The 14,129-nt window shown below is 29.8% G+C and carries 16 protein-coding genes and 2 pseudogenes; all 18 read left to right on the top strand.

Annotation, left to right across the window (positions count from 1 at the left end; all coding sequences use genetic code 11):
- Nucleotides 1–79 precede the first annotated feature (79 nt).
- Nucleotides 80–676, top strand: a complete 597-nt coding sequence (locus tag WKS98_RS07725) for a TetR/AcrR family transcriptional regulator (protein ID WP_498918285.1) — start codon at nucleotides 80–82, stop codon at nucleotides 674–676.
- 23 nt (nucleotides 677–699) lie between these two features.
- Nucleotides 700–3,174, top strand: a complete 2,475-nt coding sequence (locus WKS98_RS07720; protein WP_498918283.1) for a PEP/pyruvate-binding domain-containing protein — start codon at nucleotides 700–702, stop codon at nucleotides 3,172–3,174.
- Between the two features lies 1 nt (nucleotide 3,175).
- A complete protein-coding gene (locus WKS98_RS07715; RefSeq protein WP_498918281.1) occupies nucleotides 3,176–4,558 on the top strand; it encodes an MATE family efflux transporter in 1,383 nt (460 codons plus the stop codon).
- A gap of 282 nt (nucleotides 4,559–4,840) precedes the next feature.
- The gene (locus WKS98_RS07710) at nucleotides 4,841–5,257 is read left to right on the top strand and encodes a sigma factor-like helix-turn-helix DNA-binding protein (RefSeq protein ID WP_316716328.1); all 417 of its coding nucleotides are present in this window, start codon (nucleotides 4,841–4,843) and stop codon (nucleotides 5,255–5,257) included.
- A 265-nt stretch (nucleotides 5,258–5,522) separates the two neighbouring features.
- Nucleotides 5,523–5,813 carry a DUF3847 domain-containing protein gene (locus WKS98_RS07705; protein WP_498918279.1) on the top strand — a complete coding sequence of 97 codons (291 nt, stop codon included), beginning with the start codon at nucleotides 5,523–5,525 and terminating at the stop codon, nucleotides 5,811–5,813.
- 344 nt (nucleotides 5,814–6,157) lie between these two features.
- Nucleotides 6,158–7,798 carry a MobQ family relaxase gene (gene mobQ, locus WKS98_RS07700; protein ID WP_498918277.1) on the top strand — a complete coding sequence of 547 codons (1,641 nt, stop codon included), beginning with the start codon at nucleotides 6,158–6,160 and terminating at the stop codon, nucleotides 7,796–7,798.
- Nucleotides 7,799–7,871: 73 nt separating this feature from the next.
- Nucleotides 7,872–8,045 (top strand): hypothetical protein, encoded by a 174-nt coding sequence (locus tag WKS98_RS07695; RefSeq protein WP_498918275.1) that lies wholly within the window; start codon nucleotides 7,872–7,874, stop codon nucleotides 8,043–8,045.
- Between the two features lie 180 nt (nucleotides 8,046–8,225).
- Complete coding sequence (locus WKS98_RS07690) at nucleotides 8,226–8,753, top strand: PcfB family protein (protein WP_498918273.1); 528 nt, start codon at nucleotides 8,226–8,228, stop codon at nucleotides 8,751–8,753.
- Nucleotides 8,754–8,901: 148 nt separating this feature from the next.
- Nucleotides 8,902–9,045, top strand: a complete 144-nt coding sequence (locus WKS98_RS07685) for a hypothetical protein (protein ID WP_498918271.1) — start codon at nucleotides 8,902–8,904, stop codon at nucleotides 9,043–9,045.
- 151 nt (nucleotides 9,046–9,196) lie between these two features.
- Nucleotides 9,197–10,270: a PDDEXK nuclease domain-containing protein gene (locus WKS98_RS07680; RefSeq protein WP_498918269.1), complete on the top strand. Its 1,074-nt coding sequence runs from the start codon at nucleotides 9,197–9,199 to the stop codon at nucleotides 10,268–10,270.
- 106 nt (nucleotides 10,271–10,376) lie between these two features.
- The gene (locus WKS98_RS07675; RefSeq protein ID WP_498918267.1) at nucleotides 10,377–11,090 is read left to right on the top strand and encodes a replisome organizer; all 714 of its coding nucleotides are present in this window, start codon (nucleotides 10,377–10,379) and stop codon (nucleotides 11,088–11,090) included.
- A 158-nt stretch (nucleotides 11,091–11,248) separates the two neighbouring features.
- Nucleotides 11,249–11,434 carry a transposon-encoded TnpW family protein gene (locus WKS98_RS07670; RefSeq protein WP_156702901.1) on the top strand — a complete coding sequence of 62 codons (186 nt, stop codon included), beginning with the start codon at nucleotides 11,249–11,251 and terminating at the stop codon, nucleotides 11,432–11,434.
- An 11-nt stretch (nucleotides 11,435–11,445) separates the two neighbouring features.
- Nucleotides 11,446–12,261, top strand: a pseudogene (locus tag WKS98_RS07665) (VirD4-like conjugal transfer protein, CD1115 family); the annotation flags it as partial.
- An 18-nt stretch (nucleotides 12,262–12,279) separates the two neighbouring features.
- A complete protein-coding gene (locus WKS98_RS07660; RefSeq protein ID WP_498918265.1) occupies nucleotides 12,280–12,555 on the top strand; it encodes a hypothetical protein in 276 nt (91 codons plus the stop codon).
- 37 nt (nucleotides 12,556–12,592) lie between these two features.
- Nucleotides 12,593–13,062, top strand: a pseudogene (locus WKS98_RS07655) (TraM recognition domain-containing protein); the annotation flags it as partial.
- 81 nt (nucleotides 13,063–13,143) lie between these two features.
- A complete protein-coding gene (locus WKS98_RS07650) occupies nucleotides 13,144–13,464 on the top strand; it encodes a DUF2651 family protein (RefSeq protein WP_489610877.1) in 321 nt (106 codons plus the stop codon).
- Between the two features lie 238 nt (nucleotides 13,465–13,702).
- A complete protein-coding gene (locus tag WKS98_RS07645) occupies nucleotides 13,703–14,014 on the top strand; it encodes a hypothetical protein (protein ID WP_002836679.1) in 312 nt (103 codons plus the stop codon).
- Nucleotides 14,001–14,129 (top strand): Maff2 family mobile element protein (locus WKS98_RS07640; protein WP_498918324.1); only part of this gene is annotated, 129 nt, incomplete at its 3' end. The genes WKS98_RS07645 and WKS98_RS07640, both read left to right, overlap by 14 nt.

Below are 14,129 nucleotides of genomic sequence, written 5' to 3'. Positions count from 1 at the left end.
TGTGTTTGCTTATGCTATGATATCTATGAATAAAAAATAGAAAATTCATAGATATATTTATAATATTTGGAGGCTTAAAATGGCAAAAGCATTTACAGAAGAAGAAAAGATAAAAATTAAAGAAAGTATTATGGAAACTGCTCTTGATTTATTTCATGATAAAGGGACAAAATCACTTAGCATTTCGGTATTGACAAAAAGAGTCGGAATAGCTCAAGGGAGTTTCTATAATTTTTGGAAAGATAAAGAATCTCTTGTCATTGATTTAATGGCATATAGATCAATACAAAAATTGGAGAACATTGAAAAAGAATTTTCAAATTCACTTACGAATCCTAAAAAATACCTTTCAGAGGTAATTTTCAAGTATTCAATAGACATGACTGAGAAAATTAAAAATCAGGAAATTTATCAAGAGGCATTTAGAATATTTGCGAGTGAAGATTCAAAGAAAGTGAATAGAGTAGAAAATCTATATGGGGATTTTTTGGATAGGTTAATAGATTATTGGTACAAAAACAATGTAGTAAAAAGTGTAGATAAGCAAGGTTTATCAAATGCCTTTGTTGGAAGCTTTGTTCTATGTTCAAATTATTTCCATTTTAATGAAGATACATTTGAGGAAGTACTTAATATTTATATACAAAGCATTGTTTTTAAATATATAGAAATTTAATTGTAAAAAGGAAGGTGATAGAAATGATTCTGGATTTTAATGAGATAAAAAAGGAAGATGTATTAATTGTTGGAGGTAAGGGAGCTAATCTTGGAGAAATGACTTCGGCTAAAATAAATGTTCCAAGTGGTTTTGTTATAACAGCAGACGCATATAGAGATTTTTTAAAAGTAAATGATATTGATAGCCTCATTGAAAATGGAATTAAAAAATCAGCAGATGATGAAAAAACACTTCTAAATGAAGCTGAGTATTTTAGAGGAAAGATAAAGTCTGGGAAATTTCCTGAGCAATTGGAAAATGCAATAAGAGAAAAATATTTTAATCTTGGAAATAATACAAGAGTTGCAGTGCGTTCTTCAGCAACGGCAGAAGATTTACCGGATGCCAGTTTTGCAGGGCAACAAGAAACTTATTTAAATGTTCAAGGTATTGAAAGTGTATTAAATGGGGTGCGCAATTGTTATGCTTCACTTTGGGGGAATAGAGCTGTAAGCTATAGATTTCATCAAGGTTATGATCAAACTTCAGTTTCTATTGCAGTTGTTATTCAAGAAATGATAGAGAGTGAAAAATCAGGAGTTTTATTTACTGTAAACCCAGTAAACAAAAAAGAAAATGAGATGCAAATAAATGCAAGCTTTGGCTTAGGAGAAAGCGTTGTAAGCGGAAGAGTTACAGCGGATAGCTACATTATTGACAAATCAGGAAATATAATTGAAGTAAATATTGGAAGCAAGGAAACTCAGATTATATACGGGGATAAGGAAACTGTTGAAGTATCGGTAAACTCTGATAAAAGAAAAACTCGTGCATTAAATGATAGAGAAATACTTGAACTTATGAAGTGCGGTTTAGAGATAGAAAAACACTATGGTATGCCTATGGATATTGAATGGGCTATCAAAAATGATATTGTCTATATTTTACAGGCGAGAGCGATCACCACATTAAAAAATTCTGAAAATGATATAACTGGCAATGATTTAATAGAGAAGTATATAAAGGGTAAAAAAATCAAAAAGGATACACGAGAAGTAATGTCATTCTTTTTAGAAAAAATGCCTTTTGCCCATAGAGTCCTTGATTTCGATTATTTGATGGCAATTAATGATCAGAAAGTAAACATTTTATCAGAAGGTGGAATTATTTTACCAAGAAATCCAATTATAGATGATGATGGTATACAAACTTTTTCTGATGACGGAAAGCGAATTGGAAAGAATATTTTTAATTTTTTTAATATTTTAAAGAACATGAAAGATTTTGAGTTCTGTTATAAGAAGTGCAAAGATTTTATGAATATATATGAAGTTGAAATAGAAGAAATCAAGCACTTAAATTTTGAAAATATGACATTAACGGAGTGTGGAAATTTCTTAGAAGAAAGTTATGTTCTTTTGCAAAAGCTTGCTTATGATAGATTCAAATATGCATTATTTCCATCAGTTTTAAATAGCAAGAAATTTACCAAAATAATAAAAAAAGTAAATAGCAATTATTCATCATTTGATTTTTATTGGGACTTAGATAATAAAACATCAGTGGTTACAAATGATGTCTATAAAATGGCTCGTGAGATAAGAAAAAATGAAGCTTTAAAACAAGCAATAATTTCCGGAAATAATTTTAAGGAATTATATAAAAAGTATAATGATTTTAAGAATATATCAGATGAGTTTATGAAAGATAATGGCTTTAAATCGGATTATAACTGTTATTGTTTATCTGCAAAAACATTTCTTGAGGATCCTGATAGGCTTATAAATATATTACGACCTATATTAAATGAAAATAGTAATGAAAGTAACGATATAAAGGATTTTTCTAAACTTATGGAGAGCGTAAAGGAAATCTATGGTAGAAAGTATCAGGATGTAGAAAAACAGATAAAATATTTTAGATATTTTCATGTGGTTCGTGAAGAAAGTCAATATTTGTGGGAAACACTATTTTATTATGTGAGAAAGTGTGTTAGAAGAATTAACTTTATACTCTTGGGTGATGAAAACATAGAAACTGGAGTGGCTAATCTTTTTCATAAAGAACTGCTTAAAGCAATTAACAGAGGTAATCTAAATGAGTCAGATAAGGAAAAAATAAAAAGGAGAAACGAAAAATTTCCTTTAGCAGTGAAAGTATGGGAAGCTTCAAAGTTATTGATTTTTAAAACAGATGGTGATGTCTTAAAGGGAGTAAGTGGAAGCACTGGCATTGCAGTTGGAAAGGTGTGTCTAATAAATAGTCCCAAAGAATTTTATAAAATGAAAAAAGGAGATATATTAGTTTGTCATCTTACAGATCCTGAATGGACTCCATTATTTAAGCTAGCGAGTGCTGTTGTGGCAGATACAGGTTCTGCTTTGAGCCATGCTGCAATTGTTGCAAGAGAATATAATATACCGGCAGTTCTTGGAGTTGGTCTTGCAACTACCAAATTCAAAGATGGAGATACCATACAAGTAGATGGTAATACCGGCGAGGTCAAAGGTTGCTGATATGAAATCAAAAAATCAAATAGATCAAAAAGAATTGAGAAGGCAAAAGATTTTAAGTGAACCACTTTTACCTTTGATAGTAAAAATGTCTGTTCCAACAATTGTTGGTATGCTAATTATGGTTATTTATAATTTGACAGACACATTTTTTGTCGGACTTTTAAATGATAAATCGATGACAGCCGCTATTGGTGTTGTTTTTAGCTTCGTGAGTATTATTCAGGCTATTGGTTTTTGGTTTGGATATGGTAGCGGTAATATTATGTCTAAAAAACTTGGAGAACAAGATGAAGAAGAGGCGACAATTATTTCTTCCATAGGAATGGCATTTTCTATTATAAGTGGATTTTTGATAGCTATAATGTCATGGATTTTTATATCAGACTTGACAAAGTTCATTGGTGGGAATGCTTCTGTTAACTTATTTGAATTTACTACTCAGTATTTAAAGGTGATTATAATAAGCGTTCCGTTTAGTCTGTATTCAATTACTATTTATAATCAATTACGACTTTGTGGAAATGTAAAAGATGGAATGATAGGTTTGCTTTTAGGAATGTTTAGCAATATGATTCTTGATCCTGTATTTATGTTTATATTCAAGTTCGGGTTTGTTGGAGCTGGATTTGCAACTTTGACAGGGCAAATAATTGCTTGTATTTCACTTACTATATTGGCGAACAGAAATGGTAATATTCCTGTTTCTTTGAAAAATGTCAAATGTAGTAAAGAACGTATATACCATATTCTTGTAGGAGGAATGCCTAACTTTTCAAGGCAAGCAATTACAAGTGTTTCCCTCATTTTATTGAATAGAGTTGCAGCAAGCTTTGGGGACAGTGTTATTGCAGCATTAACCGTAAGTTCAAGAATAGTTGCCATAGCTTATATGATTATGATTGGATGGGGGCAAGGGTTTCAACCTATTTGTGCAATGAATTATGGTGCAAAAAAATATGGCAGAGTTAGATCGGCATTTAATTTGACAGTTGTTGTTGGAACTATATTTTTGATTATATCAGCAATGGTGCTATATATTTTTTCGGAACATTTTGTTATTGCAATGTCTAAAGATAGTGAAGTTATTTCTATAGGAGTGCAAATACTTAGAATGCAATGTATAACAATTCCATTTTTAGCCTATTATGCGATAAGTAGCATGTTGATGCAAAACACAGGTAAATATTTTTGGTCGTTGATAATTTCGATTTCGAGGCAAGGTATCTTCTACATACCGTTATTATATTTACTTACTAATTTATATGGGAAATTTGGGATATATTTGCTTCAACCAGTGGCAGATGTTTTATCATTTGGTTTAGCTGTTATCGTAGTTGTAAAAATAAAATTTGCTAATGATAAATGCAAAAAAGATGGCATTTAAAGTTTATAAAAGATTTATTCAGGAGGAAAAATATGTAAGCTAAGTAATGGAGGGATAAATAATGGGAACGCTAAATTCTGTTATTCACATAAGATACATTTATCCTTTTTTATGGTTGGAATTGCTTACACATAGCAATAACTCTTTATCGAAATCAACAAAATAATAAATCATATAAAACATTAGTTTTTGAGCCGAGAGGACTTTTTACGCCAAAGTGTAGAAGTCCTCCTTTTTATTCTCAGAAAACCAAAACAGAGAAATAAAAAGGAGGATAACACAATGGCTAATAAGGAATATTACCTTTATGTCAAAGGGAAAGCTATACCCGTAAGTGAAGAAGTCTACAAAGCCTACTGGAAGATAACAGAGCATGAAAAGTATATTATTAAGAAAGATTGGAGGAACAATGTAACACTATTTTCAGCATTAGACCATGACGGATACTTTGTAGATAACATCATAGATGAAAAAATAGACTTAGAAAAAATTGTAGAAGTCAAAATGCAAATTGAAGAACTGCATAAGGCATTAGCTACACTGACAAAAGAAGAAAGAGAGTTAATGGAAGCCATCTTCTACAGAGAAGAAACTCTAAGATTTATTAGCAGGAAAGAGAAAGTTACACATCAGGCAATCGGACAAAGGAGGGATAAAATTTTAGAAAAACTAAGAAAGATTTTAGAAGATAAAATCTAAAAAATGATGAAAGGTTAAATATCAAAGAAAGGTGCTTAGCCTTTCTTTAGAGAACAGAAAAATATTAGATGGAGGAACATAAAATGAAGAAGAAAAACAATTTAGAAGAAGAGAAGAACAATTAAAAAGAAAGAAGCAAGAAGAAATAGAAAATCATTATAGAAACATAAATGATATTTCAAAAGACATAAAATTCTAATAATGAAACTGTAAAAGGGATAGCAGAAATGTTATCTCTTTTTATATTGCAAGAAAGGAGTTTTGTATGAAAAAACTAGAACAAATAAGACAAGAATCAAAAGAAATAAAAGATAAAATTGATGATACAGAAGAAAGATTAAGGCAACTAAAAAATCAAGAAAAAAAGATATTAAAACAAGACATAGTGAAAAAAAGAAAAGAAAGAACTCGTAGGCTCATAACAAGAGGAGCAATCTTAGAAAGCCTTATAGAAAATGCAGAAGAACTAACAGATGAAGAAATAAAAATCCTACTAGAAGAAGCAACAAAGACAAAAGAATTTAAAGAAACACTAAAAATAATAAGAGGAAATTAAGAAAAAATAAAGGGGGTTGTAAATAACCAAATCTCCCTTAGATTTTCTAAGGGCGCAATTATACACCCTAAAGGGTGCTTGCGTCCTGCGGAGCCAAACCCTTGCAGGGAGCAACAACCATTCGCTTTTTAAAAGTCAAGGGTAAATAAACTCGCTAACGCTCGCCCTTGACTTTTAAAATTTGAAATGAATAAAACAATTAAGCCGACATACTGAAACAACAAAAATTAATTCAGTAGTCGGCTTTTTCTATTCTATCATTTCAAAACGCTCATTCACAAAGTGGATATAAAAAACTATTAAGCCTCCACCTAAAACAACAAGAAAGAAAGGAAGTGATAAAAATGGCAGACAGTTTTCATTTTTCAGTAAACATAATATCAAGAGGAAAAGGCAAAAGTGCAGTAGCAAGTGCAGCATATATAAGTGGAGAAAAAATAAAAAATGAATGGGACGGAGTAACCCATGACTATACAAGAAAAGAAAAAGTATTAGTAAAAAATATAATATTGCCTGATCATATACCAAAAGAATTTAATGATAGGTCTACCTTATGGAATAAAGTAGAAATGGCAGAAAAAAATTCTAATGCACAACTAGCAAGACAATTCATAATAGGACTACCAAAAGAATTAACTTTAAGTGAAAATAAAAACCTAGTTGAAAGATTTATAAAAGAAAATCTAACATCACAAGGAATGATAGTAGATTATGCAATTCATGATGAGAGTCAAGATAAAAATGGAAATATTCATTGTCATATCATGACCATAATGCGACCCATAAACGAAAAAGGAGAGTTCTTAGCAAAGTCAAAAAAAGAATATATCCTAGATGAAAAAGGAGAAAAGATTTTAAACAAAAATGGAAAACCTAAAACAAGAAAAGTAGAACTAACAAGCTGGAACGATAAAGGCAATGTAGAAAAATGGAGAGAAAATTTTTCAGACCTTTGCAACGAATATCTAGCAAAAAACAAGATAGAAAAAAGAGTAGACCATAGGAGTTTTAAAAGACAAAATTCAGATTATCTACCGACAATCCATTTAGGATCAGCAGCAAGTGCAATGGAAAGAAAAGGAATAGAAACTGACAAAGGAAACTATAATAGAGAAATAAGAAAATATAATAACCTTGTAAAAACAATAAAAGAAGAGATAAAAACATTAAAGGGTTGGATAGGGAATTTATTAGATAACCTATCTACTGCTTATGAAAAATTTAAGGAGATAGAAAGAGATAAGATAATAGACAACCCTAAACTTTTCAATCTAACAAATTATCTATTAACTTATTCAGAAATTCAAAAAGAAAAAAGTAAATACCTAAAAGGATATGCCAAAACCAATAAAGAAAAATATGACTTCAAAAAGCTAACAAGTGCATATAGTTATTTAAGAAAAAATGACATAGAAACCATAGGTCAGTTACAAACAAAAATAGAAAGTTTAAAGTCTAATAGCTATAGGCTAAATAAAAAAGCAAAGACAATCCATAAAGAAATAGAAGATGTAGAAAAGAAAATTCTATACTATGAAATCTACAAAGCCAAAAAAGAAGTTTATGAAGAATATCAAAAGAAAAATGTATTCACAAAAGACACATTCTATAACAAACACAAGAAAGACATAGACCAATATAAAGTAGTAAGTGGGAAATTAAAAAAACTCCTATCAGATAAGGAAAAACTAAGTCCTAAAAAGTGGAATGAAGAAAAAAATCTTTTAATGGCAAATCTTGAAGAAATAAATAAAGAAAAAGACAAGATAAAAGATGAATACCAGGAAATTAATCATATAAAATATTCAGTAGATTTTGTAAACAAAGAATTAGGTATAGATTTATCCATAGAAATAGATAAGCTAATAAAACAAGGAGAAAAACCAAGTGTAATAGCACAGATTAAAAAATTCCAAGACCAAGTTAATAAAGATAATGAATACAGAGAAATGATGAAAAACAAGAAAATGGATCAAGAAAGATAAGACCTGGTAAAAATATCTTATCCAAGCTATAATATGACCAAGAAAATAAAGACCGTTCTAGGAGGTAATAGAGATGAATAAAAGACAAGAGCTAATAGATGAACTCATAAAAGCAGATCAAGATGGAACATACAAAACATATAAAAGCACAGAAGAAATAAAAGCAATGAACAATGAAGAAATACAGATAATATATTCCAACATGAAAAACTATCTATCAGACAAAAAAACACACATAAACTACTAAAGGTGGAAAGGTATTGTAAGCTATTTTAAAGTATAAAAGGTACAAATACCTAAGAAATATATAAAAACATCAAAATAAAGTATTCCACCACCAACAACCAAATAAAAACAATCAAAGGGAAGTATAGAAAAATTAAAGCCTATACTTCCCTTTTTTTAATTCAAACAAAGGAGATAAAACATGATAAACGAAGAAATAAGCAAAGAAGCAGGTCAAGCAGCACAAACCATAATAACATACACAATAAAGGCAGCAAAAGAATCAATCAACTTAGACAAAGAAATAAGAAAAAAGATGAATGAAACTTTAGAAAAAGCAAATGGAAACCTAAAAAGTCTTATGGGCGATGAAATGAAACTAAAAGACCTCTACAAAAAAGGACAACTAGAAAATATAAGCATAGATCAAAGCAACCTCAAAGACTTAAAAAAAGAACTAAACAAACTTGGAGTAAGTTTCTCAGTAATGAAAAACAAAGAAAGCAAAAACTATGAAGTATTTTTCCAAGCCAAAGACATAAAAGTAATGGAATATGCCTTTAAACAAGTCATAGCCAAGGAAAATAAAAAAGAAAAAGAAAGTATCCTAAAACAAATAAAGAAATACAAAGATTTATCCAAGAACAAGGATAAAACAAAAGAGAAAGTAAAAAGGAAAGTAAAAGAAAAAGTAAAACCAAATAAAAAAGATATGACCAGAGAAATCTAAGGGAGTAACGAAAAGTTACACCCTTAAATAACCATAATAACAAGACTTCCGAAAAGCAGAAGTCCAGACTTCCGAAAATCGGAAATCAAGAATTTCGATTATCGAAAATCAAGAAAGGAGCAGATATGACAACAAACAAAAGATATTATTGGATAAAATTAAAAGAAGAATTTTTCACAGACAAAATAAACAGAGGACATTGTCCTTAATGAGTCCAACCCATGTCCGACAAGAGATAGAGATAGATATAGAGATAGATAGAGAGAGAGAGGGAGAGATAGAAAAGATTTAACATTTTTGGTATAATCACATTAATTAAACTAAATGTATAATGATAAAATGAGCTTGTTTACCGTAAGCTGATTGTGATAAAAAGATTAAAACTCCCACCATTGGTGCAAGAAATAGAATAAAATAAAGAAAATCAGATTGGAGTGATGAGAATGGATAAAAAAGATTTATCTCTTATAGGAGATAGTGAATATAAAAAACTACTTTTAGATTTAAAAGAAAAAGTTAGACGCAGTCAATTAAAAGCAGCAGTAAAAGTTAATTATGAGTTGCTTGATTTGTATTGGAACTTGGGGAAAGAAATTGTTGAAAAACAAAAGCAATATTCGTGGGGTGATAGTTTTCTAAAATTATTGAGTAGTGATTTAAGAAAAGAATTTCCAGACATGAGAGGATTTTCAGCCGTAAACTTAAAACACATAAGATATTGGTATAACTTTTATAATGATTATCTAATTGGGTTACAAGCTGTAACCCAATTATCGGATATTGAAAGAAGGATAAAAAGTATTCCTTGGGGACATAATCAAAGGATTATGTATAAGTGTAAAGATGTCAAAGAGGCTTTGTTTTATATAGATAAGACTATTGAAAATGGTTGGAGCAGGACGGTTTTGGAACATCAGATTGATGGAGATTTATATAAAAGGGTTGGGAATGCAGTTACTAATTTTGATAATAGATTACCGGCTGTCCAATCTGAATTAGCTAAGCAAACAATAAAAGATCCATACAACTTTGATTTTCTAACAATAAGGGATAAATATGATGAAAGAGAGTTGGAAGAAGCATTAGTAAATCAAATAACTTCTTTTCTTTTGGAACTTGGGACAGGATTTTCTTACATGGGTAGGCAAGTCCATATCAAGGTTGGAGAAAGTGATTTTTATATGGACTTACTTTTCTATCATGTTAAACTACACTCCTATGTTGTAGTAGAATTAAAGACAGAAAAATTTAAGCCGGAATTTGCAGGTCAACTCAATTTTTATGTAACAGCTGTAAATAAGAATATGAAATCAAATAGTGATAATCAAACCATAGGAATACTAATTTGCAGAGATAAAGATAATGTAGTTGCTGAATATTCGCTTGAAAATATCTCACAGCCAATAGGAATAAGTAAGTATGAAATTAGCAAACTACTTGAGCAGGAATATAAAAGTAGCTTACCATCTATTGAAGAAATAGAAGAGTCTATAAAAGAATTAGATTCAGAAAAATAAAATATGAAAATGGCAAATAGTTATTAAATAAATAGCCATATACACTTACAAAAGGCGGTAGAAGTAAAAACTATCGTCTTTTTTATTTGAAGAAAGGTAGGAAAGCATGGCAGATAAAAGAATGTTTTCACTAAAGATAGTAGATAGCGACTTATTTTTGGATATGCCACTAAGTAGTCAATGCCTATATTTTCATTTATCAATGAGGGCAGATGATGATGGTTTTGTGGACAATCCAAAGAAGATAATAAAAATCATAGGAGCAAATGAAGATGACCTAAAAATCCTAATAACAAAAGGCTTTGTAATTGTCTTTGAAAGGGGAATTATTGTAATTACTCATTGGAAGATAAATAACTACATCAGGAATGACAGGCGAAAAGAAACGATGTATATTACAGAAAAACAAAGCTTAACACAAACAGAAAATGGAGCATATATAAAACTTGAAAATCTTGGTATACCAAATGACAACCAAGTGTCAACCATTTGTCCGCATAGTATAGGTAAGGATAGATTAGATAAGGTTAGTATAGATAAGGGGAGAGGAGAAAAAGAAAACCAAACAGCCCCAGTTTCTTTTTATGGAGAATTCAAAAATGTAAGGTTAAGCAAAGAAGAATATAAAAACCTTAAAGAAAAATTAAACTCACACGCAGAAATAATGATAAATAAACTATCAAGATACATGGAAAGCAGTGGTAAGACCTATCAAAACCACTATGCGACAATCTTAAAATGGTATGAAGAAGATAAAGAAAAACTAACACAGAGAGGTTTAAATAAAAAAATGAATTATGACGTAGGAGAATCTTTATAGGTAAAAAGAGGTGGAAAGCCACTATTAAAGACTTTAAGTCTAAAAAGGTATCAAAGTATGCAAGATATAATAAAAATGTAAATATGACACTTAAAAGGCGATTAGAAAATTAAAAATCTAATCGCCTTTTTTATTGAAACAAACAGGAGAAAAAATATATGCACGAAAATAAAAATGAACAGAATACAGGAACAAAAACTATCAAGAAAATTGGTAAAGCAACCTATGAGGTTGTTGTTCACTTTAATGAAAATGCAACAGAAACAATGCAAGACAAATTAAAACGCATAATTCTTAGAGAAATGGAGAGAGAAAAACATCAAAAAGTCGATAAAAATGATTAGAAAGTCCTTGACAAGTTGTTACAGGAAAAACTGCAAAGTCAATTCTAATATCATGTGGAGCAAGACTTGCACCTTTCGATATAAGAGAGCTTAGAGAACTAATGAGCGAAGATGAATTAGAACTCGATAAAATTGGAGATAGGAAAACTGCTCTATTCGTAATAATATCAGATACTGATGATACCTTTAACTTTGTAGTCTCAATAATGTATTCTCAACTATTTAATCTTCTATGTGATAAGGCAGATGATGTTTACGGTGGAAGACTTCCAGTTCATGTTAGGTGTCTACTTGATGAGTTTGCAAATATTGGCTTAATTCCTAAATTTGAGAAACTAATAGCGACAATTCGTTCAAGAGAAATATCAGCAAGTATAATACTGCAAGCACAATCTCAATTAAAGGCAATCTATAAAGACCATGCAGATACAATAGTTGGTAACTGTGACTCAACACTTTTTCTAGGAGGAAAAGAAAAAACAACAGTAAAAGAATTATCAGAAACCTTAGGAAAAGAAACCATAGACCTATATAACACATCAGAAACAAGATCCAACCAGAAATCTTTTGGACTAAATTATCAAAAGACTGGTAAGGAACTTATGAGCCAAGATGAAATAACTGTAATGGATGGTGGTAAGTGTATTTATCAGTTAAGAGGAGTAAGACCTTTTTTATCCGATAAATTCGATATTACAAAGCATAAAAATTACAAGTTGTTGGAAGATTATGATAAGAAAAACTTGTTTGATGTGGAAGAGTATCTAACAAATAGAGATAAGGTAAAGTTAAAATCAAGTTATAAAATAAATAGGTTAAACATTTGAGTATATGGAGAAAGCAAAATGTGTGAAAATAGAAAATCATCTTTAATTATATTAAATATAAACGGTGAGCAGTTTATTTTGGAAAGTGATACAGAACTCACAAGGGATAAGAAAAATTATATTGAAGCAATATGTGAGACAATGTACGATGAAAGTAATGAATGGTATGAAGATATATACGATATGTCCCCATATGATATAGCTGAGCTATTTGAAAAAACAGTAAGGGACGAAGTAGGAATAACTGTTACGTTTAAAGCGATAGACCTTGAAGTATCGATTTTAGAAGACTAGAAATAAGGTATTAATAGGCGATATAAATTAAAAACTCTCAAGAGAAAAATCAGCAAGCATAGTACTACAAGCACAATCTCAATTAAAAGCAATCTACAAAGACCATGCAGATACAATAGTTGGGAACTGTGATTCCATACTTTTTCTAGGAGGAAAAGAAAAAACAACAGTAAAAGAATTATCAGAAACATTAGGAAAAGAAACCATAGACTTGTATAACACATCAGAAACAAGGTCAAATCAAAAATCTTTTGGACTCAATTACCAAAAGACTGGTAAGGAACTTATGAGCCAAGATGAAATAACTGTAATGGATGGTGGTAAGTGTATAATACCAGCTAAGAGAAGTAATACCTTTCTTGTCTGATAAATTTGATATTACAAAGCATAAGAATTACAAGTTATTGGAAGATTATGATAAGAGAAACTTATTTGATGTGGAAGAGTAATTTAAAGCAAAAAGGTAGGACTGAATTAAATGGAAATACAGTGATTACAAGATTGTAATATTTACTGTTATAACTACACGGACGAGGGTATATTTAATATAATAGAGCTATATAAGTTAGAATTTATGAGGGTGTTTTTATGGAAAAATTTAGAAAAATGTTAATATATTTGATTATAATCAGTCTTGCATTTTATCTAGCGCCATTTCTTATTATAGATACTGGAAGTGGTATGTTCATTTTATTAATTGCAACTCCAATTATATGCTTAATTGTTTCATTGATTTATGGAATGAAAAATTCGTTTAATTGGTTATTTTCTTTGTTTGTTATGTTGTTATTTATACCGACTATATTTATCTTTTACAACGATAGTGCAGCTATTTATATATTGGCATATGGGATAATTTCAGTAATTGGTAACTTTATAGGAAGTTTGCTTTTTGAGAAAAATCAATAGATTAAAAAATTCCAGCTTGCAGAGTTAAACAATTAAATAAACGTTCAATAAACACAATAGATGATAGAAAAGCGTAAAGTTATTCTATCGTCTTTTTTTATACTCAAAATTAGGAGGTTAAGATGGTAAGGATAAGAAGTCCCACTTAAAACAATTTAATATATAAGACATTTAGCGATTGAAATATAAGTTCAGTCGCTTTTTTAATTGAAATTTTTAGATTAAGGAGAAGAAATCAATGGATAGAGAAATGATAAATATTAATGCAAATTTAGTTAAGGAAGCTGAATTTTCAGAATTTGAAAAAGATGGAGAAAATGTTCAAGTAGCAAATTTTGCTCTTGTTAAAAATTATGGAAAGGGCAAAGAATATACAAATTGTTCAGTATATGGAGAAAAGGTAGAAATTGCAAAAGAATTTGAAAAAGGAGATCTAATCCATGTCTTTGGATATTTCAAAGAAAATAAAAAAGGAGATAAGGTCTACAAGAATTTTATAGTTAAATCACTAAACAAAATAGAAAATAAGAAAGAAAATGAGGAGGAATAATATGGAATTTTTTACAGCTGGAGTTGGAGTTTTAAAGACACTTGTAACTGCAATTGGTGCAGGTTTAGGAGCATGGGGAGTTATTAACTTAATGGAAGGTTATGGTAATGATAAC

Origin of the sequence: Lagierella sp. ICN-221743 (genome assembly GCF_037890055.1) — a bacterium.
In the GTDB taxonomy this organism is placed as follows: domain Bacteria; phylum Bacillota; class Clostridia; order Tissierellales; family Peptoniphilaceae; genus Mediannikoviicoccus.
The sequence above is the reverse complement of the archived record's forward strand: the minus strand, read 5'-3'. Positions and strand labels throughout refer to the sequence as shown.

What these genes read in the sequence shown, in the direction of transcription:
- WKS98_RS07675 (WP_498918267.1), top strand. Translation starts at nt 10,377, where the DNA reads ATGGCAGATAAAAGAATGTTTTCACTAAAGATAGTAGATAGCGACTTA.
- WKS98_RS07650 (WP_489610877.1), top strand. Translation starts at nt 13,144, where the DNA reads ATGGAAAAATTTAGAAAAATGTTAATATATTTGATTATAATCAGTCTT.
- WKS98_RS07710 (WP_316716328.1), top strand. Translation starts at nt 4,841, where the DNA reads ATGGCTAATAAGGAATATTACCTTTATGTCAAAGGGAAAGCTATACCC.
- WKS98_RS07695 (WP_498918275.1), top strand. Translation starts at nt 7,872, where the DNA reads ATGAATAAAAGACAAGAGCTAATAGATGAACTCATAAAAGCAGATCAA.
- WKS98_RS07705 (WP_498918279.1), top strand. Translation starts at nt 5,523, where the DNA reads ATGAAAAAACTAGAACAAATAAGACAAGAATCAAAAGAAATAAAAGAT.
- WKS98_RS07690 (WP_498918273.1), top strand. Translation starts at nt 8,226, where the DNA reads ATGATAAACGAAGAAATAAGCAAAGAAGCAGGTCAAGCAGCACAAACC.
- WKS98_RS07660 (WP_498918265.1), top strand. Translation starts at nt 12,280, where the DNA reads ATGTGTGAAAATAGAAAATCATCTTTAATTATATTAAATATAAACGGT.
- mobQ (WP_498918277.1), top strand. Translation starts at nt 6,158, where the DNA reads ATGGCAGACAGTTTTCATTTTTCAGTAAACATAATATCAAGAGGAAAA.
- WKS98_RS07715 (WP_498918281.1), top strand. Translation starts at nt 3,176, where the DNA reads ATGAAATCAAAAAATCAAATAGATCAAAAAGAATTGAGAAGGCAAAAG.
- WKS98_RS07725 (WP_498918285.1), top strand. Translation starts at nt 80, where the DNA reads ATGGCAAAAGCATTTACAGAAGAAGAAAAGATAAAAATTAAAGAAAGT.
- WKS98_RS07645 (WP_002836679.1), top strand. Translation starts at nt 13,703, where the DNA reads ATGGATAGAGAAATGATAAATATTAATGCAAATTTAGTTAAGGAAGCT.
- WKS98_RS07680 (WP_498918269.1), top strand. Translation starts at nt 9,197, where the DNA reads ATGGATAAAAAAGATTTATCTCTTATAGGAGATAGTGAATATAAAAAA.
- WKS98_RS07720 (WP_498918283.1), top strand. Translation starts at nt 700, where the DNA reads ATGATTCTGGATTTTAATGAGATAAAAAAGGAAGATGTATTAATTGTT.
- WKS98_RS07670 (WP_156702901.1), top strand. Translation starts at nt 11,249, where the DNA reads ATGCACGAAAATAAAAATGAACAGAATACAGGAACAAAAACTATCAAG.